Source organism: Roseinatronobacter sp. NSM (assembly GCF_052379845.1).
Classification (GTDB): Bacteria; Pseudomonadota; Alphaproteobacteria; order Rhodobacterales; family Rhodobacteraceae; genus Roseinatronobacter.
This window is the reverse complement of sequence record NZ_JBQTCF010000002.1, coordinates 47,672-69,791: the sequence shown is the minus strand read 5'-3', so window position 1 is coordinate 69,791 and position 22,120 is coordinate 47,672. Positions and strand designations below refer to the sequence as shown.

Below are 22,120 nucleotides of genomic sequence, written 5' to 3'. Positions count from 1 at the left end.
TCAGCCTGTGCTTATGCCAGCGCTTTCAAAACTGGCCATGTCGCACAGCATGGCCGCCGCCGCCCGCACCAGCGGCCACGCCAGAATTGCGCCCGTCCCCTCGCCCAGTCGCATGTCCAGGTCCAGCAACGGATCGGCGCCCAGCCAGTCCAGTGCAGCGCGATGGCCTGCTTCTTGTGAACAGTGGCAAAATATCATGGCAGGGCGAATATGCGGCGCACGCGCCAGCGCCGCCGCCGCTGCGGCAGTGGCAATAAACCCGTCCACCAGAACCAGCCGTCCCGTTTCTGCGGCCTCCTGCATCGCGCCCGCCATCATGGCAATTTCAAAACCGCCATATTCGGCCAGAATGGTGTCCGGGTCCAGTTTGTCGGGGCAGCGCGCGGCGGCACGTTCCAGAATGCGGCGTTTGCGATCCAGGGCTGTATCCGTCAATCCGGTGCCCCGCCCCACCAGATCAGCCAACGGCAAGCCCGACAGTTTATGCAGCAAAAGGCTGGCGGTCGCGGTGTTTGCGATGCCCATTTCCCCAAAAGCCAGCGCATCCGCGCTGGTGGTGCGGGCAATATCTGCGCCATGCGCAAGGGCCTGCGCCAGTTGCGCTGCGGTCATCGCCGGACCCGTCAGCGAACTGGCACTGCCTGCGGCGATGCGGCGCGATATCAGTTTGGGGTGGGTGATGGCGTCACCGGCCACACCTGCATCGACCACCTGCACCGGAATGTTCAGGGTCGTGGCAAACACATTCGCCGCGGCCCCGCCTGACAGGAAATTCAGCATCATCTGTGCTGTCACTTCCTGCGGATAGGCGGACACACCTTCATGCGCGATGCCATGGTCGGCGGCAAAGATTGTCAGAACGCAGCTGTCCATGCGCGGTGTCAGGCTGTTGCGGAATGCCGCAATCTGGGCCGCCAGCGTTTCAATGCGCCCCAAGGCGCCCAAAGGTTTGGTCTTGGTGTCGATGGCATGCTGGATTTCAGCGGCACTAAGGCGGTGGGTCTGGTCGGTCATGGTTATCCTGATGGAAAAAGCATGTAATCACACCACGGTCCTGACATAGCCGGGTCATGGCGGGGATGCCATCACCGTAAAGGGCCACCCCGCATGATGCAATCTGAAAGCATGCTGCGGGGGCAAAAGGCCGCGCGCCGAGGGGTTATCCGTCGCTGCCCGCATGTTGCAAAAGCTGTGCATTCACTGTTGAGGTGAAGTCGCTGAGCGAAAACGGTTTTGCCAGAAATACTGAATTTTCTATGCGCGCCTGCGCGGCAGACCGGCTGTCTTCGGCATAGCCAGACATGAAAACGACGGGGGTTCGCGGGTAGCTGGGCCTGATTTTGCTGACCCAACCCGGCCCGTCAATGCCGGGCATGATAACATCGGTCACGAACAGGTCAGGGCAGATTTCGCCATCGGCAAGAATTTTCAAGGCGGCCTCGCCTGATTCTGCTTCCAGCACGCGGTGGCCCTGCAGTTGCAGCGCGCGTGCCGCGAAGGACCGGACCGGCGCTTCATCTTCGACCAGCAGCACAAGGCTGCGGGGGCGCAGGGGTTGTGCGGCCACTGAGGGTATAGGCGGGCGGGTTTTTTGTGGTTGCGTGGTGGCGGCTTGTGGCTTGAAATACAGGCTGACAGTGGTGCCGGTGCCCTCTTCGCTGTCGATGAAGATGAAACCGCCCATTTGCTTGACCAGACCATAGACCGTGGACAGGCCCAGCCCGGTCCCCTCGCCCTGGCGCTTGGTTGTGAAGAAGGGTTCAAACAGTTTGGACAGGTTGGCTTTGGGAATACCTTGACCCTTATCGCGTACTTCAATCACGGCGTAGTCGCCCGGCGGTAATGTGGCCTGATCACGACAAAGCCCTTTGGGCAGTTTCTGTATCGCGGTTTCGATCACCACCTCGCCGCCCAGCGGCATGGCGTCGCGTGCATTCACCACCAGATTGACCAGAATTTGTTCGAACTGGCGCCTGTCCGAACGGATGTTGATTGTCTGTTCGGCAAAGCGCAATGACAGCGTGATCTTGGCCCCCACCAACCTGTTGAGCAGATGCACCAGTTCAGCCAGCGCCGCCTGCAGGTCCAGCGTTTCAAACTGCAGCGTCTGCTTGCGGGAAAATGCCAGCAACTGGCGCACAAGCGCTGCCGCGCGGTTGCTGTTTTGCTGGATTTGCATCAGGTCCGGGTAATCAACATCGCTGCTGTCATGGCGCATCAGGATAAGTTCGCAATGCCCTGATATGGCGGTCAACAGATTGTTGAAATCATGCGCGACCCCACCGGCAAGCTGCCCGATTGCCTGCATTTTCTGGCTTTGCGTGAATTTCGCTTCCAGCGATTTCAGTTCTGTTGCATCGTTCATCACGGCCAAAGTATACCCTGCTGGACCGGATGACAGCGCCCGAAGCGATACCTGAATGTAGGTTTCCTCGCCATGGCGGACCAGACGCATGACTTCTGTGCTGCGTTTCAGCCGCCCCGAGCGCACATCCTCCATCCATTCATAGATGGGTCTGCCAAGCCCCTCAAGGCGGTCACTGAACAAGATTTCCTGTTGTGCGTTCAGGTGCAAAAGGCGGCGCGCCTCGCGGTTGGCATAGGCGATATGCCCGTCGGGCGCGATATGGGCAATGGCCACGGGCAGTTGGTTCATGGAAATCTCCGCCCCTGCGGGCGATGCAGGCGCGGGCTGTGCGGGCAGAAAGATGATGGCCTGTTCCGCAGGGCCATAGGGCACCCGACAGGCAAGGCGGTCAATCGATGTGTTGGCCAACTGAACCTGTGCGGGGTGGTTTCCGTCCGGCATGGCGGGTTTGACAAGGTCGCCAATATGTTTTGGCGCTGTGTCGAAATGGGCCGCAAGCAAAGGTGAAAGGTGCAAAATGCGCCCGCTTGGGTCACATCGCGCCCATTCCAATGGCAAGTCAGACTGGACTTGACTGACAGTGTCAGGGGGAATGCGCCACAGGAAATTGCCCCCATCGGTCAAGATGACTTCGACACGGCAGGGCTGCGCCCCGATGCTTAGGTCTTTGGTGGCATGTCCGCGCGCGCTGGCCTGATCATGCAGTTGCATGATCACATTGGTTGGCGTGGCACAGTAATTGCCCAGCAATGCCCCAAGGTCGGCCAATGGCCCAAATGTCGCGGTGGCAGCGCGATTTTGCCATGCAATGGTTTGGTCCCTGCCCGACACCACAAAGCAAGATGTTTCGGAATTGTCCAGTAGCGCCCGGATGGCCTTGTGTTCATGGGCCTGCAACAGCTTTGCGAAACTGCGACCCGCCCATAGCAGGAGGGCCGCCATGCCCAATGACGCCCCGATGGCCAGTGCCGGTGTAAACCAGACTGTCCCGCGCAGACCTGCCACGGCACCGGCGCTGATTGCCACCCCCGCCACAGCGAGCAAAAGCAGATGGCGCGGTCGAAATTCGGCTACAAGATGCATTTTGTTCTGCCAAATGGGGCCATGCATATTGCATGTGATGAAACGCGACGTTGAAAGCTATTCTAAGAACAAGAGACTTTAGAATTGGTTACCAAAGCCTTGAATGAAACTTCAACTTTTGGTTGCATGGCTGCAACGGATTTCAGCCTGAGTGTTGCAGCACTGCCAGAAAAAAGCCGTCGCCGCCGTCCAACGGCGTAAACTGTTTTTGCGCCACTGGGGAAAACTGGGGTGCATGGGCCAAAAACCGGGTCACCTGATCCGCATTTTCCACGTCCAGCAGGGAGCATGTCATGTAGCAAAGGACGCCGCCCGGTTTGAGATGCCCGGCAGCCTGCTTTAGGATTTCTCCCTGCACTTGCAGAAGGGACTCAAGCGCGGCGCGGTCAAGCGACCATTTGCCCGCAGGTGCGCGCCGCCAACTGCCAGACCCCGAACAGGGCACATCTGTTACCACAATGTCGAACAGCCCTTCGGGCGTTTGTGTCATGTCAATACGGGCACCTGCGCGTTGCGCGCGCTGGGGAATATCCTTCATGCGGGCGGGGTTGGCGTCATGGGCGGTCACATGCGCCCCGCGCGCGGCAAGTGCCAGTGATTTGCCCCCGCCGCCTGCGCAGTAATCCAGCACGCGCGCGCCGTCAGTCAGGGGAACAGCGTTCACAACGGCCTGCGATGCGGCGTCCTGCAATTCGACCAAGCCAGTGGTAAACGCATCGGATTGACGCACGCGACGGGCGTTTTCCACAACCTCCAGCGCTGTCCCCGCCAGTGGATGGGGTTTTGTGATGATACCGTCATGTTCAAGCAGTCGCGCTGCCTGCGCACGGGTGGTGCGTGCCAGATTGGCACGCAGATAGACCGGCGCACGTTCTTGCAGCGCCTGCAGGACCGCCGGGAAATTGAGTCCCAGACTGCGGCGCAAATCATCGGCAATCCAGTCCGGGCAATCCAGCGCGATGGTGTCAGACATGGCGTTGGCAGGCTGACGCATGTCTTCCGCGGTCAAGGCGGCGGGTGCATAGGCCTGTCCGGTGAACAGCGGTTCGGGGTCGATGCCCTGTGCGCGCAGCAAGCCCAACACAAGCCCCCGCCCGCTTTCGGCGCCGCCCAGATGGGCGAATGAACGCTTGCAGCGCAAACAATCAAAGACATGGTCGCGGATGGCGGCGCGATCCTTTGCGCCTGCGAACCGGCTGTTGCGGGCCCAGCCTGTCAGGGCTTGTTCGGCGGGGGTGCCGGACAAAATTCGGTCCAGTATGTCAATGGCAGCTTGCAAGCGGGCGGCGGGGGTCATGGAGTCCTCGGTTTGCGTGTCCGGGTGTCATAGCAAGCGCGTGCGTCCTTGGCCAGAACGGTCCCCGCGCGCGCCAGTCGCCCACCCGCCCGCCCAACCGGCCCCTGACATGCGTCAGTGGCCTTGCGACTGGCGCGCGCGGGGACCGTTCTGGCCTGGTGGCGCAATGCCGAACCGTTGGTCAGCGAGGGTCTGGTGGGATGGAATAGGTCAACGATGCGCGCGCTACAGGGTCTTGCAGCCCTTCGGAAAACAACAAGCATTCCCCGACAGCCAGAATACGCCCCAGTTTCAGGATGCGGGCCTGACAGATCAGGTCCACCCCCGCAGCGGGTTTGCGCATGAAGTCGATGGAACAATTCGTGGTGACGCTAAGCGCTTTTGGCCCGATCATGGACAGGATGGCCAGATAGACAGACACGTCAGCCAAGGCAAACATGGCTGGCCCCGAAACTGTGCCGCCGGGCCGCAGATGGCGGTCGTCGTTATGCAGGCGCACAGTGACAGCGCGCTGTCCGACATCCTCGATTGCAAACATGTCAGCGACTTGGCGGAATTCGGATTTCAGAAATTCAGTCAGTGTTTCGCGGTTCATTTCCATGCCTGTCCCCTGTTCTGTTTGACTTTTGCCTGCGTCCCTGTTGTCGCTATAGTCAACGCAGCACGGGAGGAATGACAAGATGAGCGATGCAATTGTTCAATGTGACGTAACGGCAGGGATTGCGCGGATAACGCTGAATTCCCCTGCCAACCTGAATGCGTTGTCAGATGCGATGCTGGCTGCGTTGGCTGCGCAGCTTGATGCGGTATCACAGCAACCCGGCGTCAGGGTGATTGTTCTGTCTGGCGCGGGCAAGGCATTTTGCGCAGGTCATGACCTGAAGGAAATGCAGGCGGGCCGGGCCGCGCCGGACAGGGGCGCGGCGTATTTCGCGGATCTTTTTGCGCGCTGTTCAAGCCTGATGCAGATGATTCCCGCATTGCCGCAACCTGTCATTGCGCAAGTGCATGGCATTGCAACTGCCGCCGGGTGCCAGCTTGTGGCCAGTTGCGATATGGCCGTAGCGGCAGAAGGAACACGATTCGGCGTGAATGGCGTGAATATCGGGCTGTTCTGTTCCACCCCCATGGTTGCGCTGACACGCAATATTCCCCGCAAGACGGCATTCGAAATGCTGACCACCGGACAGTTCATTGATGCCGCCCGCGCGGCTGAGTTGGGGCTGGTCAATCATGTTGTTGCCGCCGCCCAGTTGGAGGTTCAGACCATGGCGCTTGCGCAGAAAGTTGCTGAAAAACTGGCCCCTGCTGTCAAGATCGGCAAACAGGCATTCTATGCGCAGGCCGAAATGACGCTGGCAGACGCCTATGCACATGCCGGACAGGTCATGGTGGAAAACATGCTGTGGCGCGACACAGAGGAAGGGATTTCTGCCTTTTTGGAAAAACGCAAGCCTGATTGGGCGTAATCCTGCGCCGGGGGCGGGGCGGCCCTGCAATGCGCCAGCGCCGTCCGGCTTTGTTCTGTCAGTTCACAATCTTTGCTTCGGTCGCGTTGCGGATGTCATCTTCGCTGACACCATCGGCGCATTCGATGATTTTCAACCCACCTTCGACCACATCCAGAACGCCCAGATTGGTGATGATGCGCTTGACCACGCCTTGGGCCGTCAGCGGCAGAGTGCAGGCCGTCAGCAGTTTCGACTCGCCCGATTTGTTGGTGTGATCCATGACCACCACAATGCGTTCCACCCCGGCAACAAGGTCCATCGCGCCGCCCATGCCCTTGACCAGTTTGCCCGGAATCATCCAGTTTGCGATATCGCCGTTTTCGGCAACTTCCATCGCGCCCAGGATTGCCATGTTGATTTTGCCACCGCGGATCATGGCGAAGGATTCGGCACTGTCGAAATAGGCCGTATGCGGCAGGGCCGTTACGGTTTGTTTGCCTGCATTGATCAGGTCTGCGTCGACCTCATCCTCGGTGGGGAAGGGGCCGATTCCCAGCATCCCGTTTTCCGATTGCAGGGTGACGCTTACGCCTTCGGGGATGTAATTTGCAACCAGTGTCGGAATGCCGATCCCAAGGTTCACATACATCCCGTCCCGAAGTTCCTGCGCCGCACGCGCGGCCATCTGATTACGATCCCAGGGCATTTTTCCTCCATTTTTTCAGCAGGCCATGATTGTCTGTGGCGGTGGATGCATCAAGCGCCTGCGCGCTGCGCCAGTTTTGGGTTGGTATAAGCGGGTTGGTAATGCAAGCCGCAATTTCGTCCTTCAGCACTGTCAGCACAAGGTGTTTTTCCTTCTCGCTGACCTGAACAGGGCGTGTTGTGTGGCCAAGCGCGCGCAAGCGGCTGCGCAAGGGGGCTGGAACCAGATTACGCAGCGTGTCGCGCATGCCTGCGTTTTTGTAAAGCGCGGCCACAAGGCGGTTCCGGGGCAACAATGTTGTGTTGTATTGCGACTGCCCACGCAACGGCTGGACGGGCACTTCCAAAAATCCGGCAACGCGGGCAAGCACCGTGTTGGGGTCTTGCAGATCGTCATAATCCAGAATCAGCAGATCATCCCCGAACAGATCAGCATAAGTTTGAATGTTGCGTTCAATGTGGCTGCGCCGGATATGCCAATACAATGGCTGCCAATGCATCTTGATGCGCGCGGCTTCGCGGTCCAGCGCCTGCTTCAGCGTTTCCGCCGTGCCAAGGCGCAGGGTGTGGCGATATTGTGAAATGGTGCGCGCAACAGGATCGCGCGTCAGGCAAATGAACTTGCAGCGTCGTGTTCTGGCGAAATCAGCCAGCATCCCGGGCGAGGCGGGACACCACAAATAATCGGTCGATGCGTCAATGGCCCATGCCGCTTCGGGTTTATGGGCGAAATTCTGGGCATAACTGCGCGCATCCGTCAGAATTGTTTGCCTGAATTCCGCTGCGGCAGGGCCGTCCCATATCGTCTGGTCCATATTCGAATGAGTGCGGGGTTCCTTGATCTTGCCAAGGACCATGTCATCGCGCGCGCCCAACCAATTTGCCAACGCAGATGTGCCAGCCTTTGCAGTTCCAATAATGAACAGGAAATTGGGCGGGGCCATGTCACTCATGGCCCCGTAGACGTTATGTTCAGGCGTTGCGCTTTTCCCATGCCCGCCCCCTGCGCCACTATCAGGCAGCGCGCGTGGTGCGCTGTTCGATGCGTTTTTCGTGCTGCCCCTGGATCAGGCGGTTCACATAGATGCCGGGCAGGTGCACGTGATCGGGATCAAGGGTTCCGGGTTCCACGATTTCCTCGACCTCCAGCACGCAAACCTTGCCGCATTTGGCGGCAGGCGGGTTGAAGTTGCGCGCGGTCTTGCGGAAAATCGCATTGCCGGTGGTGTCGGCCTTCCATGCCTTGACGATCGACAGGTCAGCGACAATGCCACGTTCCAGAATGAAGGTTTCGCCGCCGAATTCCTTGTGTTCCTTGCCTTCAGCGATCTGGGTGCCAACGCCGGTGCGGGTATAAAAGCCCGGTATCCCCGCGCCACCTGCGCGCATGCGTTCGGCCAGCGTGCCTTGCGGGTTGAATTCCAGTTCCAATTCGCCCGACAGATACTGGCGCATGAATTCCGCATTCTCGCCGACATAGGATGACATCATCTTGCGGACCTGACGGGTTTTCAGAAGCACGCCCAGCCCGAAATCATCGACGCCCGCGTTGTTGGAAGCGATGGTCAGGTCCTTGGTGCCCGCATCGCGGATTGCATCAATCAGCAGTTCGGGAATACCGCACAGGCCAAAACCGCCTGCCGCAATGGTCATTCCGTCGAACAACAACCCGTCAAGGGCCTCGGTGGCAGAGCCGTAAACCTTTTTCATTGCGTCACTCCCTCGTTCATAATCTGGCCAAACTGATGGCGCGGCCTTGGTGTGAAGTCAACCTTTGGTGCAGTTGGCATGCGCTGCGCATTCATTCTGTGCTGCCTGATTTTGCGGCTTTCGCCTTCGGGCTGGATTTTTTGGCGGCAGGCTTTTTGGCTGCGGGTTTTTTGGTTGCTGCCGCTTTCTTCGCCTTGGGTTTGGTCGCGGCCTTCGCGTTGACCAGTTCGACCGCCTGATCCAGCGTTATTGTGTCCGGTTCCATATCCTTGGGCAATGTCGCATTGACCTTTTCCCATTTGACATAGGGGCCATAGCGCCCTTTCATCACGGCCAGTTCCCCGCCATCAGGGTGCATGCCCAGTGTTTTCAGGGGTTCTGCCGCAGTGCGCCCGCGTGTCTGCTTGGCGGCCAGCACCTCGACTGCGCGGTTCATGCCAATGATGAACACTTCGTCCACATCTGGCAGGTTGGCATATTTCTTGCCATGTTTGACAAACGGACCATAGCGCCCGATCCCGGCCTCGATCAATTCGCCATCTTCGGGGTGGGGGCCGACAGGGCGCGGCAGCGACAACAGCATCAGCGCGCGGTCCAGATCGATACTGTCCACCTCCCAGCCTTTGGGCAGCGATGCGCGCGGCGGCTTGGGGTCTTCGGTGGTGGCTTCGCCGCGCTGCACATAGGGGCCGAAACGTCCCGTGCGCAGCGAAATGGGGTCGCCAGCATCATGGCCCAGCAGCTTGCCATCACCCGCCAGTTCGGCATTGCCGCCATCCTCGCCTGCAAGGGGGCGGGTGTAGCGGCATTCGGGGTAGTTGTTGCACCCGATGAAGGCCCCGCCGGAACGTGCCGTTTTCAGGTTCAACCGGCCAGCCCCGCATTTGGGACAAGACCGCGGGTCACTGCCATCCTCGCGCGGCGGATATAGGTGCGGGGCCAAAACCTCGTCAATTTTTTCAAGAACTTCCGTTATGCGCAGGTCCGATGTTTCCGCGATAGCGGCGGAAAAATCGCGCCAGAACCGTTCCAGCACTTCCTTGTAATCGCGTTCACCTGCCGACACATCGTCAAGCTGTTCTTCCAGTGCGGCGGTGAAATCATATTCCAGATAACGCTTGAAATAATTGACAAGGAAGATGGTGACCAAGCGCCCCTTGTCCTGCGCAATCAGGCGGTTTTTGTCCTTCAGGACATAGCCGCGATCCTGAATTGTGGTGACAATGCTGGCATAGGTGGACGGGCGACCGATGCCCAGTTCTTCCATGCGCTTGACCAGCGTGGCCTCGGTATAGCGGGGTGGGGGCTGGGTGAAATGCTGCTCGGGCGTGACGGACCGCTTGGCCAGCGCATCGCCCTGGGCCATTTGCGGCAGGCGCTTGTCGTCATCATCGACAACATCATCGCGCCCTTCCTCATAGACCTTCAGGAAACCGTCAAACAGCACAACCTGGCCCGTGGCGCGCAGGCCCACTTGCGCGTCGCGGCTGCCAATATCAACTGTGGTGCGTTCCAGACGCGCGGCTTCCATCTGGCAGGCAATGGTCCGTTTCCAGATCAGGTCATACAGTTTGCGCTGGTCGTTGTCAGTGATCTTCAGCCGGTCGGGGCTGGTGGCCATTTCCGTGGGGCGGATACATTCATGCGCTTCCTGTGCGTTCTTGGCCTTGTTTTTATACATGCGGGGCGATTTGGGCACATACTCCGCGCCGTAGCGGTCCTTGATGACATCGCGCGTGGCCATCACGGCCTCGGGGGCCATGTCAATGCCATCGGTCCGCATATAGGTGATGTGGCCCGCTTCATACAGGCGCTGGGCGGTGGACATGCAGTGTTTTGCGCCCATGCCAAATTTGCGGCTGGCTTCTTGCTGCAAGGTCGATGTCATGAAAGGGGCCGACGGGTTGCGGCTTGCGGGCTTTGCCTCAACCGATGTGACGGTCAGATCGCGCGACTGGACGGCCTGCACCGCAAGTTCGGCGGCTTCCGATGTGGCCAGATCGAACTTGTCCAGCTTCTTGCCTGCGAAACTGACCAGTTTGGCGCTGAAGTCCACGCCGCGCGGTGTGGTCAGACCTGCGGTGACCGACCAGTATTCCTGCGCGCGAAAGGCCTCGATCTCCATCTCGCGCTCGACAATCAGGCGCAGGCAAACCGATTGCACCCGCCCCGCCGATTTCGCGCCCGGCAGTTTGCGCCACAGCACAGGCGACAGGTTGAACCCCACCAGATAATCCAGCGCGCGCCGCGCCAGATAGGCGCGCACCAGTGGCATGTCCACTTCGCGCGGGTTTTTCATGGCCTCGGTCACGGCGGCTTTGGTGATGGCGTTGAACACCACGCGCTTGACGGGCGTGGTTTTCTTGATGGCGCGGGATTTTTCCAGCGCTTCGGTCAGGTGCCAGCTGATTGCCTCGCCCTCGCGGTCGGGGTCGGTTGCAAGGATCAGCTCATTGTCGATTTTCAGCGCGTCGGCGATGGCCTTTACATGCTTGCGGGAATCGCTGGCGACCTCCCATTTCATCTCAAAATCATGTTCGGGGTCGACGGACCCATCCTTTGGGGGCAGGTCGCGGACATGGCCGAAAGACGCAAGAACCGTGTAGCCCGGCCCCAGATATTTGTTGATTGTCTTGGCCTTGGCGGGCGATTCGACGACGACGACTGCCATAAAATTCCTCGGTTTATCCTTGTCCGGGCGGGGTTGCGCGGGTTGGCCTTAATGTGAGGGCAGGGGCAGGAATGTCAATGCAGCGGTCATAGGGTGCAGAAGTTTGCGCTAAACTGCGTCGGGTATGCCGCGCTGCAAATACTGCTTGCGCGTGTGCTTGCTGCGGGGCCGTGCCGCGTAAAAGCGGGAACTGGCGCTGCACAAGAAAACATGCGGTCCAAAAGGATTAGCTAGGATCGCCTGACTGCCGGCGAACACTGCACATTCTAATGCCGTGCCTGTGGTCTGCTGACCAATCCGCCAGGGTGGCGTTGCACCGCGCCTTGCAGTTCCAATGTCACCAACACCGGCGAGATTTGCGATGCTGACATTTGCAAATCGCGGATAAGCTGGTCTTCGGCTGTGGGGGTGGGGCCCAGAAGCGCTAGGATGCGGGCATCCAGCGCCGGGACATTGCCTGTTTCACGGGGGGGGGACATGTGCGCGGCGGCGTTGCCAGCAGGCCGGCTTTCGTGGCGTGCGCTTTGGTCCGTTTGCACCCCGCGCGTTTGGGCCGCATTGGGCATGGCGGGTTCGGGTGGATGATCCTGCAAGCGTTGCAATACTTCAAGAATATCATCCACATGGCGCACAAGTGTGGCGCCGTCGCGGATCAGCCCGTTGCAGCCGCCTGCGCGCCCGTCCACGGGATGGCCCGGCACGGCCATGATTTCGCGTCCCTGGTCCAGCGCGTCGCGCGCCGTGATCAGCGTGCCGGATTTTTCCGCGGCTTCCACCACCACCACAGCCAGCGCCAGACCGGAAATGATGCGATTTCGCGGTGGGAAATTTCGCGCTTGCGGATAAAGGCCCATGGGCGCTTCGGACAGGCGCAGGCCCTGATCGGCAATTGCCGCGGCAAGCACAGTGTTTTCGGTCGGGTAGATCACATCGACCCCGCCGCCCATCACGGCAATTGTGCCGGTTTTCAGGCTGGCATGGTGGGCGGCGGCATCCACCCCGCGCGCCAGGCCCGATACGATGGTATATCCTTCATGCCCCAGCCCTTCGGCCAGGGTGCGGGCCATGCGCGTGCCCAGACTGGACGCATTGCGCGCGCCGACAATGGCGACCATGGGGCGCAGAATGGGCGCGCGTTTTCCCATGCACCACAGCACAGGTGGGGGGGTGTTGATGCTGGCCAGCGTCGCGGGATACGCGTCGGTGCCAAAGCAAAGCATGCGCGCGCCTTTGGCGCGCGCAAGGTCGATTTCAGCCCGCGCCTTGTCTGCAGGGAACGGGGTGTAGGTCTCAACCCCGGCAGCCTGCGCAATTTTTGGCAGGGCGTCCAGCGCCGCTTCTGCGGTGCCGTATTCCGACAAAAGGCGGAAAAACGTGGATGGCCCCACACGGGAAGATCGAATGAGGCGAAGCCAGGACAGCCTGTCTTCTTCCTTCGTGGGTGGGGTGAAGGGTGGGTGAGAAGAAAACAAATCTTTCGCCATCCGGTCAACCTCGCCTCATTCTTGCCTTAATCTGCACTGTGATAGTTAAAAGACTGTAAAGATTCGCACCCCTTCGACATCTTTTTTCGGTTTTTTTAGGTTTTCCGTTTTACCCTGCGCTGCCGCCGACTGTCAGGCCGCCAATCATAAGTGTCGGCTGGCCCACACCAACAGGCACCCACTGCCCGGCCTTGCCGCAGGTGCCCATGCCGGGATCAAGCGCCATATCATTGCCGATGGCGCGTATTTTTGTCAGCGCAGTTGCCCCGTCCCCGATCAGGGTGGCCCCAGTGACAGGGGCGCCGACCTTGCCATCCTTTACTCGATACGCTTCTGTGCAGGAAAACACGAACTTGCCGTTTGTTATGTCCACCTGCCCGCCGCCAAAGCCTACGGCGTAAATTCCATCCTTCAGGTCGGCCAGAATTTCGGCGGGTGTGGCATTGCCGCCTTGCATGTAAGTGTTGGTCATACGCGGCATGGGCGCATGAGCATAGGATTCGCGCCGCCCGTTGCCTGTTTGGGCCACGCCCATCAGGCGCGCATTCTGGCGGTCCTGCATATAGCCCACCAGCACGCCGTCCTCTATCAGGACATTGCGCGCACCGGGCGTGCCTTCGTCATCTATGGTGATGGACCCGCGCCGGTCAGGCAGGGTGCCATCATCCAGCACAGTCACCCCCTTGGCGGCGATCTGCTGGCCCATCAGGCCCGCGAAGGCGGAACTGCCCTTGCGGTTGAAATCCCCCTCCAGCCCGTGGCCGATGGCTTCATGCAGCAAAATACCCGGCCAGCCGGGGCCAAGCACCACATCCATAATGCCCGCGGGGGCGGGTTCCGCGCGCAGGTTCACAACCGCAATGCGCAGTGCTTCGCGTGCCATGGATTGCCAGACATCACGCGCCATCACGCCGTCCAGCCCTGCGCGGCCGCCGCCACCTGCACTGCCTGATTCCCGCCGCCCGTCCTGTTCCACGATGACCGATATGTTCAGCCTGCTCATGGGGCGGGTGTCGCGCAGGCGCAGTCCTTCGGGGCGCAGGATTTCCACCTGTTGCAAGGATGCGGCCATGGACACCGACACCTGAACAACCCGCGCGTCAAGTGCGCGCAGAAAGTCGTCAATCTCGCGCAGCAGGTCCAGCTTGATGGCGAAAGTTGCACCCGCGATCGGGTCTTCGTCCGTATACAGGCGCTGGTTTGTAGGGCTGGGCGCATCTGCCAGAACCCCGCCACCATGGCCGACCGCCAGGCGCGTGGTCTGGGCCGCGCGGCGCAGGGCGTCCATCGTCATATGGGTGGAATGGGCGTAGCCCGTCACCTCGCCTTGCACGGCGCGCAGGCCGAACCCTTCGGCGGCATTATAGCTGGCCGCCTTGATGCGCTGGTCATCCAGCACAATTGATTCCGATATACGCCGTTCCAAAAACAACTCGCCATCATCGGCACCGGCTGTGGCATCTTGTAGCACCCGCAGGGCCTGCGCTTCGTCAAGCATGGTGTCGAAGGGGCGAAAATCTGTATCACTCATGTATATTTAGCCTTCCGGGTCAGGGGGATGCCGCACTGCGCTACAGCCTGATATGGTGTCGTTGATCTGGATCAAAAACGACATTCTGTCGCATCGTTTTGCTTGTTCTATGTTCAGGAATATGATTTTACAAAGACAAACCTCAACGGGATTCCATGGCATGCAGGAATTGCGCGTGTGCCACGGCAAGCGGCAGAATCGCCGCGTAGAAGAACGGGAACAGAAATATGCGCCTTTTCAATGTCATAACGCCAATGACCGCAGCGTTCGTGTCGGTTGCTGCTGCAACAAAAGCCGTAGCTGACGACTTGTTACCGCAATTGCCGGTTCTGGGCGCGCCCGTGCCGGACGCCACGGGGCTGCAGACCCCGTTCACCGCATTGGCGCGTGAAGTGCGGTTTCTGGACGATATGCTGCTGTGGATCATTGTTCCGATCACCATTTTTGTAACGGCATTGCTGATTTGGGTGATCGTGTTTCACAACCGCCGGGCCAACCCCGAACCCGCACGGTTTACGCACAACACCCCGATCGAGATTGCGTGGACTGTTGTTCCCGCGCTGATTTTGCTGTTCATCGCGCTGTTTACCTTCCCCGCGCTGCGCCATCAGCAAATCATGCCCGAGGCAGATGTGACCATCAAGGTGACGGGTTTTCAATGGTATTGGGGCTATGAATATGTGGACCATGGCGTAGAATTTTCGCAGTTCATGCTAGAGCGGGATGAACTGGAAGATTACGGCTATACCGATGATCTGTATCTGCTGGCCACCGACACGGCCATGGTGGTGCCAGTCAACAAAAACATTGTGTTGCAGGTGACTGCAGCTGATGTGATCCATTCATGGACAATTCCTGCATTCGGCGTGAAGCAAGACGGCGTTCCCGGTCGTTTGGCGGAACTGTGGTTCAATGCCGAGGAAGAGGGCATTTATTTCGGCCAGTGTTCCGAACTGTGCGGGATTTCGCATGCATATATGCCAATCACCGTAAAAGTCGTCAGCGAAGAAGAATATCTGGCTTGGCTGGAACGTCAGGGTGCGCAGTTTGCAGATGCCCCGCAGGTGGAACAGCCGGTTCAGGTTGCCTCTTCGAACTAAGTCAGCAAGGTCCGGCAGTGTTGCCGGACAGCCACGCCCGAGCAGGTGAAGCAAATGACCGATATCCGCGCCGATATCAGCTACAGTGACGACAAGGAGGCAGGGTTTGGCGATTATATTGCCCTGTTGAAACCGCGTGTCATGTCGTTGGTGGTGTTTACCGCGCTGGTCGGTCTGATTGTCGCACCCGGCGGCTTGCACCCGATCGAGGCGTTGGCGGCCATCATCTTCATCGCGCTGGGCGGTGGGGCATCTGGCGCGCTGAACATGTGGTGGGACGCTGATATTGACGCCGTAATGAAGCGCACAGCAAAACGGCCTGTTCCCGCCGGGCGTGTTACAGCCCCCGAAGCTATGGCGCTGGGGCTTGCGTTGTCGGGTATTTCGGTCATCATGCTGTGGCTGGCAACCAACGCCTTGGCGGGGGCGCTGCTGGCCTTTACCATCTTCTTCTACGCAGTGATCTATACAATGTGGCTGAAACGCGCCACGCCACAGAATATTGTTATTGGCGGTGCAGCGGGCGCCTTCCCCCCGATGATTGGCTGGGTTGCGGTGACTGGCAGCATCAGCCTTGAAGCCTGCCTTATGTTCATGCTGATTTTCATGTGGACGCCGCCGCATTTCTGGGCGTTGGCGCTGTTCATGAAAAGTGACTATCACAAGGCCAATGTGCCAATGTTGACTGTCACCCACGGGCGCAAGGCCACGCGAACGCATATTCTGGTCTATACGGTCGCGCTGGTCCCCTTCGTGCTTGCCGCCGGGTTCACATCCATTGGTGGACCTGTGTATCTGGCGTTTGCGGTGGTCCTGAATGCCATGTTCCTGCAAGGCGCGTGGGCCATCTGGCGGCGCACCGAGGGGCAGGCCGAAGCTGATGGTTACGCCGTTGAAAAACGGGTTTTCCGCTTTTCGCTGGCGTATTTGTTTCTGCATTTCGGGGCGTTTCTTGCCGAAGCGGCCCTGTCCAATCTGCCCGCCTATGCAGAATTTGCAGCACCCTTGAAAATATTGGAATTGTTCTGATGGCGATTACGCGCGAACACGAATTGCACAAACGCCGGTCCGGTCGCAATATTGGACTGGCCGTGGTATTGGTCGCATTCATCGCGCTGGTGTTCGGGCTGACCATCGCCAAGGTGCAAAGCGGCGCAAGCCTGCAAGCCTATGATCATAGCTACAGGCCCGTTCTTGACCCTGATGATGTAAGGTATCAGCAACGATGATTACATTCTGGAACCGATTGACCGGCATACAGAAAACCACAGTTCAGACTGTCAGTGTCGTGTTGTTCATGGGCGCGATGGGCTGGGCGGCGGTGCCCCTGTATGACCTGTTCTGCCGTGTAACCGGCTATGGTGGCACCACCAACACCGCCACAGCGTCAACCGGGGTTGTGCTGGACCAGACCATGCGTGTGCGCTTCGATGCGTCCGTCGCGCGCGACTTTCCCTGGAGTTTCAAACCTGTTGACCGCGTGTCCGAAATTCGGATCGGTGAAGTTGGCCTTGCCTTCTACGAGGCGCACAACCCGACTGATACGCCCATTGCGGGAACCGCCAGCTACAACGTCAGCCCCTTCGAGGCTGGGCGCTATTTTACCAAGATTGACTGCTTTTGTTTTGAGTTGCAGGTTCTGCAACCGGGCGAAACAGTGCTGATGCCGGTCACATATTTTGTCGATCCTGAGATACTGGACGACAGGGATGCGCATGGCACACATACAATAACGCTGTCCTACACCTTCCACGCAACGGATATTCCGGCGGATTACGTCGCCCCGGAACCCGCAATGACAAACTGAACTCGCGCATAAGACCGAGCAATACGAGGGAACTTTCGCAATGGCGCATGAAAAAAACCACGACTATCACGTTCTGCCGCCGTCCATCTGGCCATTTGCGGGGGCTGTTGCCGGCTTCGTTATGCTGTTTGGCGCAGTCATGTGGATGCATGACAACGGCCCATGGATGTTCCTGATCGGCCTTGTTGGCGTGCTGTATGTGATGTTCGAGTGGTGGAAGAACGTTGTTGTCGAAAGCCATTCGGGCGACCATACGCCGGTTGTTGTAATCGGGCTGCGCTACGGGTTCATTCTGTTCATCATTTCGGAAGTGATGTTCTTTGCTGCATGGTTCTGGAGTTTCTTCAAACATGCGCTGTATCCCATGCACCCCGAAGGGCTTAGCCCCGCCATTGACGGTGCGTGGCCGCCCGCAGGTATTGAAACATTCGACCCTTGGCACCTGCCGCTGATCAACACGCTGATCCTGCTGATTTCGGGCTGTGCTGCAACATGGGCGCACCATGCCCTTGTGCATGGCGGCAAACGCGACGATGTGAAAATGGGCCTGTGGATTGCCGTTGGTCTGGGCGTGATTTTCACTTTCCTGCAGGCTTATGAATATACCCATGCGGCATTCGGGTTCGCCGGAAATATTTATGGTGCAAACTTCTTCATGGCGACAGGGTTTCACGGCTTTCACGTTGTTGTCGGAACCATCTTTCTGGCGATTTGCCTGATGCGCGTCTACGCCGGGCACTTTACGGCAGAACGTCATGTCGGTTTTGAAGCGGCGGCATGGTATTGGCACTTCGTTGATGTGGTCTGGCTGTTCTTGTTCGCGTCAATCTATGTGTGGGGCGCATAGGCGCGTCACTTGACAGTGCCAACCACCGGAACCAGAAAGCGCGGGCCGAAAGGCGCGCGCTTTTCCCTATGGGAAATGGAACATAATGCTGAAGCAGATCCTTATTCCGGCCATTTTCGGGCTGATTGGCACCGCAATTTTGGTGAATCTTGGCCTGTGGCAATTATCCCGCGCCGAAGAAAAGGCCGCCTTGATTGCCGAAATGGAAACGCGGATTTTCCTGCCGCCTGTGCCCCTGCCGGACGCGCCGGACCCTGAACAGGACCGGTATCTGCCGGTCGAGGTGTCGGGGCGTTTTGTGCAGGACCACAGTTTTGCACTGGCCGCGCAGCGGGCACAGGGGCCGGGCTTTCATCTTATCTCGGTTCTGGAAACGGACAGGGGGCGCCGTGTCATGGTGGACCGTGGGTTCCTGCCCGAAGCGGCGCGCCCGGGGCTTGTGGTCGAATCAGCCGATGTGGAGTTGGCGGGAAACCTGCACTGGCCGCGCGATGCGAATGCCTATACACCCGATTATGACGCAGGACGAAACCTGTTCTTCGCGCGCGATGTGGGCCAGATGGCGGCATTGCTGAATGCTGAGGAAATGCTTGTTGTCCTGCGCCGCACATCTGAACCCATGCCCCCCGCAACCCCTGTCCCAGTCTATGAGGTGCGCTTGCCCGATAACCATTTAGGCTATGCCGTGCAGTGGTTTTTGATGGCGATTGCATGGCTGGGGATGACAGTCTTCTTTCTGTGGCGTATCACGCGCCAACGCGATCAAGGATCAGGCCGGACATGAAATATATTTCAACCCGTGGTGCAGCCCCCGCGCTGGATTTCGAAGCAACGATGTTGACAGGGCTTGCCCGTGACGGGGGCCTGTATTTGCCCGATCATGTGCCCCCCATGACGCAGGCGGAAATCGCGTCACTGGCCGGGCTGAGTTATGAAGAACAGGCCTATGTCATCATGCGCCCGTTTATTGGCGATACCTTCGCGGATGATGAATTCCGCAGCCTGATTGCGCGGGCCTATCAGGGGTTCGGCCATCCGGCGCGCGCGCCGCTGAAGCAGCTTGCGCCAAATCACTTTCTGCTGGAACTGTTCCACGGCCCGACATTGGCCTTCAAGGATTTCGCAATGCAGCTGATTGGCCAGCTGTTTCAGGCCGCGCTGGCGCGGTCGCGCGACAGGGTTACCATTGTGGGCGCAACATCGGGCGACACCGGGTCCGCCGCCATCGAGGCATTCAAGGGGCTGAACAATGTGGATGTGTTCATCCTGTTCCCGCATGGCCGCGTGTCCGAGGTGCAGCGCCGCCAGATGACCACGCCCACAGAAGTGAACGTCCATGCACTGGCAATCGATGGCGATTTTGATACATGTCAGGCGCTGGTCAAGGATATGTTCAATGATTTTGCGTTCCGCGACAGTGTGAAACTTGCGGGCGTCAACAGCATCAACTGGGCGCGCGTTCTGGCGCAGGTTGTGTATTACTTTTCGGCAGCGGTCAGCCTTGGGGCACCTTACCGCCCTGTAAGCTTCACGGTGCCCACGGGGAATTTCGGGGACGTGTTCGCGGGCTATATCGCGCGGCAAATGGGCCTGCCGATTGAAAAACTGGTCGTGGCCACAAACCACAACGACATTCTGCACCGGGCCATCACGTCGGGCGGGTATGTGACAGACGGGGTCAAACCATCCATCAGCCCGTCGATGGATATTCAGGTCAGTTCCAATTTTGAACGCGCATTGTTTGACGCATATGGGCGCGACGGGGCGGCGGTGGCGCAGCTTATGGATGAACTGAAAACCAGTGGCGGGTTCCATATCAGTCAAGGGGCGCTGGAATTCCTGCGCGAAGTGTTTGCATCCGGCTGCGCCTCGGAAGGGCAGACATCGCACACTATTTCGGAAATTTATGCCCAGACGGCTGAAATTCTGTGCCCGCATTCCGCAGTCGGTGTGCATGTGGCGCAACAGCATATGTCCGCAACACCCATGGTCACATTGGCAACTGCGCATCCTGCCAAATTCCCCGATGCGGTTGAAGCGGCCATGGGCACCCGCCCCGCGCTGCCCGAACGCATGGCTGACCTGTTCGACCGCCCGGAACGTGTAACGCGGCTAAGCGGTGATCTGGCGGAGCTGCAGGCGCATATTCGCGGGAATCTGCGCGCATGAGTGTTCAGGTCACCACATTGGCCAACGGGTTCCGCATTGTGACAGAACCCATGGCCGGGCTGGACTCCGCAGCGATCGGGCTGTGGATAGAAGCGGGCGCGCGCCATGAAGGCGCACATCAAAACGGTGTCGCGCATTTTCTGGAACATATGGCCTTCAAGGGCACGGCGCGGCGCAGTGCGCTGCAGATTGCCGAAGAGATTGAAGATGTGGGGGGCTATATCAACGCCTACACCTCGCGCGAGATGACGGCCTATTATGCGCGGGTGCTGCGCGCCGATGTGGCATTGGCGCTGGATGTGCTGGCGGATATTGTGCTGAACCCAGCATTTGAACCGCGCGAGATTGAAGTAGAGCGCGGCGTTATCCTGCAGGAAATCGGGCAGGCATTGGACACGCCCGATGATGTGATTTTTGACTGGTTGCAGGAAGCGGCCTATCCATCGCAAGCGCTGGGGCGGTCCATTCTTGGCCCGAGTGCGGCGGTCTCGGGCTTTGCCAAGGAGGATTTGCGCGCGTTTGTCGGCACGCATTACGGGCCGGGGCAGATGATCCTGTCGGCAGCGGGGGCCGTCGACCATGACATGCTGGTGCGTCTGGCAGAACCCTTGTTCGGGCATCTGGCGGCCAAGCTGTTCCAGACAGCAGAACCCGCCCGCTTTCATAATGGCGAGCGGCGCGAAACCCGCGCGCTGGAGCAAGCGCATTTTGCCTTCGCACTGGAAGCGCCCAGTTACCGGGCCGATGATTTTTACACATCGCAAATATTTTCTGGCGCATTGGGCGGCGGCATGTCGTCGCGGTTGTTTCAGCGCCTGCGCGAAGACCGCGGTTTGTGCTATACGGTTTTCGCACAATCGGGCGCGTATTTCGACACTGGGATGATCACCATCTATGCAGGGACCGGCGCAGATGAAATTGCTGATCTGGCGGGCCTGACGATGGATGAATTGAAGCGCGCGGCCGATGATCTGTCGGAGGCCGAAGTCGCGCGTGCGCGCGCACAGATGAAAGCGGGGTTGCTGATGGGGTTGGAAAGCCCGTCAGCGCGGGCCGAACGGCTGGCCAAGCTGCTGTCCATCTGGGGGCGCGTGCCGGACCTGTCGGAAGCCGTGGCGCGAATTGATGCAGTGACCGCGCAAGGCACGCGCGCGCATGCGCAAGACCTGTTGCAAAACAGCCGCACGGCGCTGGCCCTGTATGGACCCATAGAACGCGCGCCGCGACTGGCAGAGCTTGGCCAGAGGCTGGTTGCCTGATGTTGGGGCTGCGCGGCAAGCTGCGGCTGGACACGGACAGGTTGTCATTGCGTTTGCCGCAGCATTCTGATTTCCGCCAATGGGCTGAATTGCGCAGGCAGTCATCGGGCTTTCTGACGCCTTGGGAACCTACTTGGTCGGATGACCACCTGACGCGGCGTGCGTTTACCAACCGTGTCAGCTGGGCCGCGCGCTGCGAGAAGCTGGATACAGCACTGCCGCTGTTCATTTTCCGGCGCGAAGATGGCTGCCTTCTGGGGGCCATCACGCTGGACAATATCCGGCGTGGCCCTGCGCAAGCGGGAACGCTGGGCTATTGGGTGGGGGCGCCCTATGCCCGGCAGGGCTTCATGCGCGAAAGCATTGCCGCTGTGGTGCATTACGCGTTCACAGCGATGGACCTGTCGCGGATTGAAGCGGCCTGTTTGCCAGAAAACGCGGCGTCCCGCGGGGTGTTGGAGCGGTCGGGGTTCAAGTATGAAGGGGTTGCGCAAAGCTATTTGCAGATCAACGGCAGATGGCGCAATCATGTGTTATATGCCAATTTGCGCCATGACAGGCGCGGGCGCACGGATGTTGGTTAGGGCCAAAAGGCCCGCGCCCGCAGCGCCCCACCCACCCACCCCCGGGGCTGCGCG

General features: G+C 59.3%; 20 protein-coding genes. 10 read left to right on the top strand and 10 right to left on the bottom strand.

Annotated elements, in window-relative coordinates; genetic code table 11:
- The 4 genes from cobT to ACTZWY_RS01540 all read right to left on the bottom strand — a co-directional run bounded on the left by cobT (nucleotide 1) and on the right by ACTZWY_RS01540 (nucleotide 5,343).
- The gene (gene cobT, locus ACTZWY_RS01555) at nucleotides 1-1,014 is read right to left on the bottom strand and encodes a nicotinate-nucleotide--dimethylbenzimidazole phosphoribosyltransferase (RefSeq protein ID WP_444788915.1); all 1,014 of its coding nucleotides are present in this window, start codon (nucleotides 1,012-1,014) and stop codon (nucleotides 1-3) included.
- Nucleotides 1,015-1,159: 145 nt separating this feature from the next.
- Nucleotides 1,160-3,451: an ATP-binding protein gene (locus tag ACTZWY_RS01550; RefSeq protein WP_444788914.1), complete on the bottom strand. Its 2,292-nt coding sequence runs from the start codon at nucleotides 3,449-3,451 to the stop codon at nucleotides 1,160-1,162.
- A 142-nt stretch (nucleotides 3,452-3,593) separates the two neighbouring features.
- Nucleotides 3,594-4,748: an RsmB/NOP family class I SAM-dependent RNA methyltransferase gene (locus tag ACTZWY_RS01545; protein WP_444788913.1), complete on the bottom strand. Its 1,155-nt coding sequence runs from the start codon at nucleotides 4,746-4,748 to the stop codon at nucleotides 3,594-3,596.
- Nucleotides 4,749-4,929: 181 nt separating this feature from the next.
- Nucleotides 4,930-5,343, bottom strand: coding sequence for a PaaI family thioesterase (locus ACTZWY_RS01540; protein WP_444789038.1), 414 nt, complete (start codon nucleotides 5,341-5,343; stop codon nucleotides 4,930-4,932).
- Between the two features lie 85 nt (nucleotides 5,344-5,428).
- Between ACTZWY_RS01540 and ACTZWY_RS01535 the strand changes: the two genes are divergently transcribed.
- A complete protein-coding gene (locus tag ACTZWY_RS01535) occupies nucleotides 5,429-6,217 on the top strand; it encodes an enoyl-CoA hydratase (protein ID WP_444788912.1) in 789 nt (262 codons plus the stop codon).
- A 58-nt stretch (nucleotides 6,218-6,275) separates the two neighbouring features.
- Here the strand turns inward: ACTZWY_RS01535 and ACTZWY_RS01530 are convergent, their stop codons facing one another.
- From ACTZWY_RS01530 to tldD, 6 genes are all read right to left on the bottom strand, one after another.
- Nucleotides 6,276-6,905 (bottom strand): CoA transferase subunit B, encoded by a 630-nt coding sequence (locus tag ACTZWY_RS01530; RefSeq protein ID WP_444788911.1) that lies wholly within the window; start codon nucleotides 6,903-6,905, stop codon nucleotides 6,276-6,278.
- Nucleotides 6,889-7,857, bottom strand: coding sequence for a sulfotransferase (locus tag ACTZWY_RS01525; RefSeq protein ID WP_444788910.1), 969 nt, complete (start codon nucleotides 7,855-7,857; stop codon nucleotides 6,889-6,891). The genes ACTZWY_RS01530 and ACTZWY_RS01525 overlap by 17 nt, the downstream gene beginning before the upstream one ends.
- A 61-nt stretch (nucleotides 7,858-7,918) precedes the next feature.
- Nucleotides 7,919-8,614: a CoA transferase subunit A gene (locus ACTZWY_RS01520; RefSeq protein WP_444788909.1), complete on the bottom strand. Its 696-nt coding sequence runs from the start codon at nucleotides 8,612-8,614 to the stop codon at nucleotides 7,919-7,921.
- Between the two features lie 91 nt (nucleotides 8,615-8,705).
- Complete coding sequence (topA, locus tag ACTZWY_RS01515) at nucleotides 8,706-11,285, bottom strand: type I DNA topoisomerase (protein WP_444788908.1); 2,580 nt, start codon at nucleotides 11,283-11,285, stop codon at nucleotides 8,706-8,708.
- A 266-nt stretch (nucleotides 11,286-11,551) separates the two neighbouring features.
- Nucleotides 11,552-12,769, bottom strand: coding sequence for a DNA-processing protein DprA (dprA, locus tag ACTZWY_RS01510; protein ID WP_444788907.1), 1,218 nt, complete (start codon nucleotides 12,767-12,769; stop codon nucleotides 11,552-11,554).
- Between the two features lie 109 nt (nucleotides 12,770-12,878).
- The gene (gene tldD, locus ACTZWY_RS01505) at nucleotides 12,879-14,300 is read right to left on the bottom strand and encodes a metalloprotease TldD (protein WP_444788906.1); all 1,422 of its coding nucleotides are present in this window, start codon (nucleotides 14,298-14,300) and stop codon (nucleotides 12,879-12,881) included.
- Nucleotides 14,301-14,527: 227 nt separating this feature from the next.
- Between tldD and coxB the strand changes: the two genes are divergently transcribed.
- From coxB to ACTZWY_RS01460, 9 genes are all read left to right on the top strand, one after another.
- Nucleotides 14,528-15,400, top strand: coding sequence for a cytochrome c oxidase subunit II (gene coxB / locus ACTZWY_RS01500; protein ID WP_444788905.1), 873 nt, complete (start codon nucleotides 14,528-14,530; stop codon nucleotides 15,398-15,400).
- Nucleotides 15,401-15,454: 54 nt separating this feature from the next.
- Nucleotides 15,455-16,429 carry a heme o synthase gene (gene cyoE, locus ACTZWY_RS01495; RefSeq protein ID WP_444788904.1) on the top strand — a complete coding sequence of 325 codons (975 nt, stop codon included), beginning with the start codon at nucleotides 15,455-15,457 and terminating at the stop codon, nucleotides 16,427-16,429.
- Entirely contained in the window at nucleotides 16,429-16,629 is a 201-nt protein-coding gene (locus ACTZWY_RS01490; protein ID WP_444788903.1) for a hypothetical protein, read from the top strand. Before cyoE ends, ACTZWY_RS01490 begins: the two co-directional genes overlap by 1 nt.
- A complete protein-coding gene (locus ACTZWY_RS01485; protein WP_444788902.1) occupies nucleotides 16,626-17,207 on the top strand; it encodes a cytochrome c oxidase assembly protein in 582 nt (193 codons plus the stop codon). The genes ACTZWY_RS01490 and ACTZWY_RS01485 overlap by 4 nt, the downstream gene beginning before the upstream one ends.
- Nucleotides 17,208-17,247: 40 nt before the next feature.
- Complete coding sequence (locus tag ACTZWY_RS01480; RefSeq protein ID WP_444788901.1) at nucleotides 17,248-18,054, top strand: cytochrome c oxidase subunit 3; 807 nt, start codon at nucleotides 17,248-17,250, stop codon at nucleotides 18,052-18,054.
- Between the two features lie 85 nt (nucleotides 18,055-18,139).
- Nucleotides 18,140-18,838, top strand: coding sequence for an SURF1 family protein (locus ACTZWY_RS01475; RefSeq protein WP_444788900.1), 699 nt, complete (start codon nucleotides 18,140-18,142; stop codon nucleotides 18,836-18,838).
- Entirely contained in the window at nucleotides 18,835-20,223 is a 1,389-nt protein-coding gene (thrC, locus tag ACTZWY_RS01470) for a threonine synthase (protein ID WP_444788899.1), read from the top strand. Before ACTZWY_RS01475 ends, thrC begins: the two co-directional genes overlap by 4 nt.
- Nucleotides 20,220-21,482: a M16 family metallopeptidase gene (locus ACTZWY_RS01465; protein ID WP_444788898.1), complete on the top strand. Its 1,263-nt coding sequence runs from the start codon at nucleotides 20,220-20,222 to the stop codon at nucleotides 21,480-21,482. Before thrC ends, ACTZWY_RS01465 begins: the two co-directional genes overlap by 4 nt.
- Nucleotides 21,482-22,066, top strand: coding sequence for a GNAT family N-acetyltransferase (locus tag ACTZWY_RS01460; protein WP_444788897.1), 585 nt, complete (start codon nucleotides 21,482-21,484; stop codon nucleotides 22,064-22,066). The genes ACTZWY_RS01465 and ACTZWY_RS01460 overlap by 1 nt, the downstream gene beginning before the upstream one ends.
- Nucleotides 22,067-22,120: the final 54 nt, after the last annotated feature.

Bases quoted from the DNA above. Each gene is read 5' to 3' on its own strand.
- ACTZWY_RS01485 (WP_444788902.1), top strand. From the start codon at position 16,626: ATGATTACATTCTGGAACCGATTGACCGGCATACAGAAAACCACAGTT.
- ACTZWY_RS01490 (WP_444788903.1), top strand. From the start codon at position 16,429: ATGGCGATTACGCGCGAACACGAATTGCACAAACGCCGGTCCGGTCGC.
- dprA (WP_444788907.1), bottom strand. From the start codon at position 12,769: ATGGCGAAAGATTTGTTTTCTTCTCACCCACCCTTCACCCCACCCACG.
- ACTZWY_RS01475 (WP_444788900.1), top strand. From the start codon at position 18,140: ATGCTGAAGCAGATCCTTATTCCGGCCATTTTCGGGCTGATTGGCACC.
- ACTZWY_RS01545 (WP_444788913.1), bottom strand. From the start codon at position 4,748: ATGACCCCCGCCGCCCGCTTGCAAGCTGCCATTGACATACTGGACCGA.
- cyoE (WP_444788904.1), top strand. From the start codon at position 15,455: ATGACCGATATCCGCGCCGATATCAGCTACAGTGACGACAAGGAGGCA.
- ACTZWY_RS01520 (WP_444788909.1), bottom strand. From the start codon at position 8,614: ATGAAAAAGGTTTACGGCTCTGCCACCGAGGCCCTTGACGGGTTGTTG.
- ACTZWY_RS01550 (WP_444788914.1), bottom strand. From the start codon at position 3,451: ATGCATCTTGTAGCCGAATTTCGACCGCGCCATCTGCTTTTGCTCGCT.
- ACTZWY_RS01460 (WP_444788897.1), top strand. From the start codon at position 21,482: ATGTTGGGGCTGCGCGGCAAGCTGCGGCTGGACACGGACAGGTTGTCA.
- thrC (WP_444788899.1), top strand. From the start codon at position 18,835: ATGAAATATATTTCAACCCGTGGTGCAGCCCCCGCGCTGGATTTCGAA.
- topA (WP_444788908.1), bottom strand. From the start codon at position 11,285: ATGGCAGTCGTCGTCGTCGAATCGCCCGCCAAGGCCAAGACAATCAAC.
- ACTZWY_RS01540 (WP_444789038.1), bottom strand. From the start codon at position 5,343: ATGAACCGCGAAACACTGACTGAATTTCTGAAATCCGAATTCCGCCAA.
- ACTZWY_RS01465 (WP_444788898.1), top strand. From the start codon at position 20,220: ATGAGTGTTCAGGTCACCACATTGGCCAACGGGTTCCGCATTGTGACA.
- ACTZWY_RS01525 (WP_444788910.1), bottom strand. From the start codon at position 7,857: ATGAGTGACATGGCCCCGCCCAATTTCCTGTTCATTATTGGAACTGCA.
- ACTZWY_RS01530 (WP_444788911.1), bottom strand. From the start codon at position 6,905: ATGCCCTGGGATCGTAATCAGATGGCCGCGCGTGCGGCGCAGGAACTT.
- coxB (WP_444788905.1), top strand. From the start codon at position 14,528: ATGCGCCTTTTCAATGTCATAACGCCAATGACCGCAGCGTTCGTGTCG.
- ACTZWY_RS01535 (WP_444788912.1), top strand. From the start codon at position 5,429: ATGAGCGATGCAATTGTTCAATGTGACGTAACGGCAGGGATTGCGCGG.
- tldD (WP_444788906.1), bottom strand. From the start codon at position 14,300: ATGAGTGATACAGATTTTCGCCCCTTCGACACCATGCTTGACGAAGCG.
- cobT (WP_444788915.1), bottom strand. From the start codon at position 1,014: ATGACCGACCAGACCCACCGCCTTAGTGCCGCTGAAATCCAGCATGCC.
- ACTZWY_RS01480 (WP_444788901.1), top strand. From the start codon at position 17,248: ATGGCGCATGAAAAAAACCACGACTATCACGTTCTGCCGCCGTCCATC.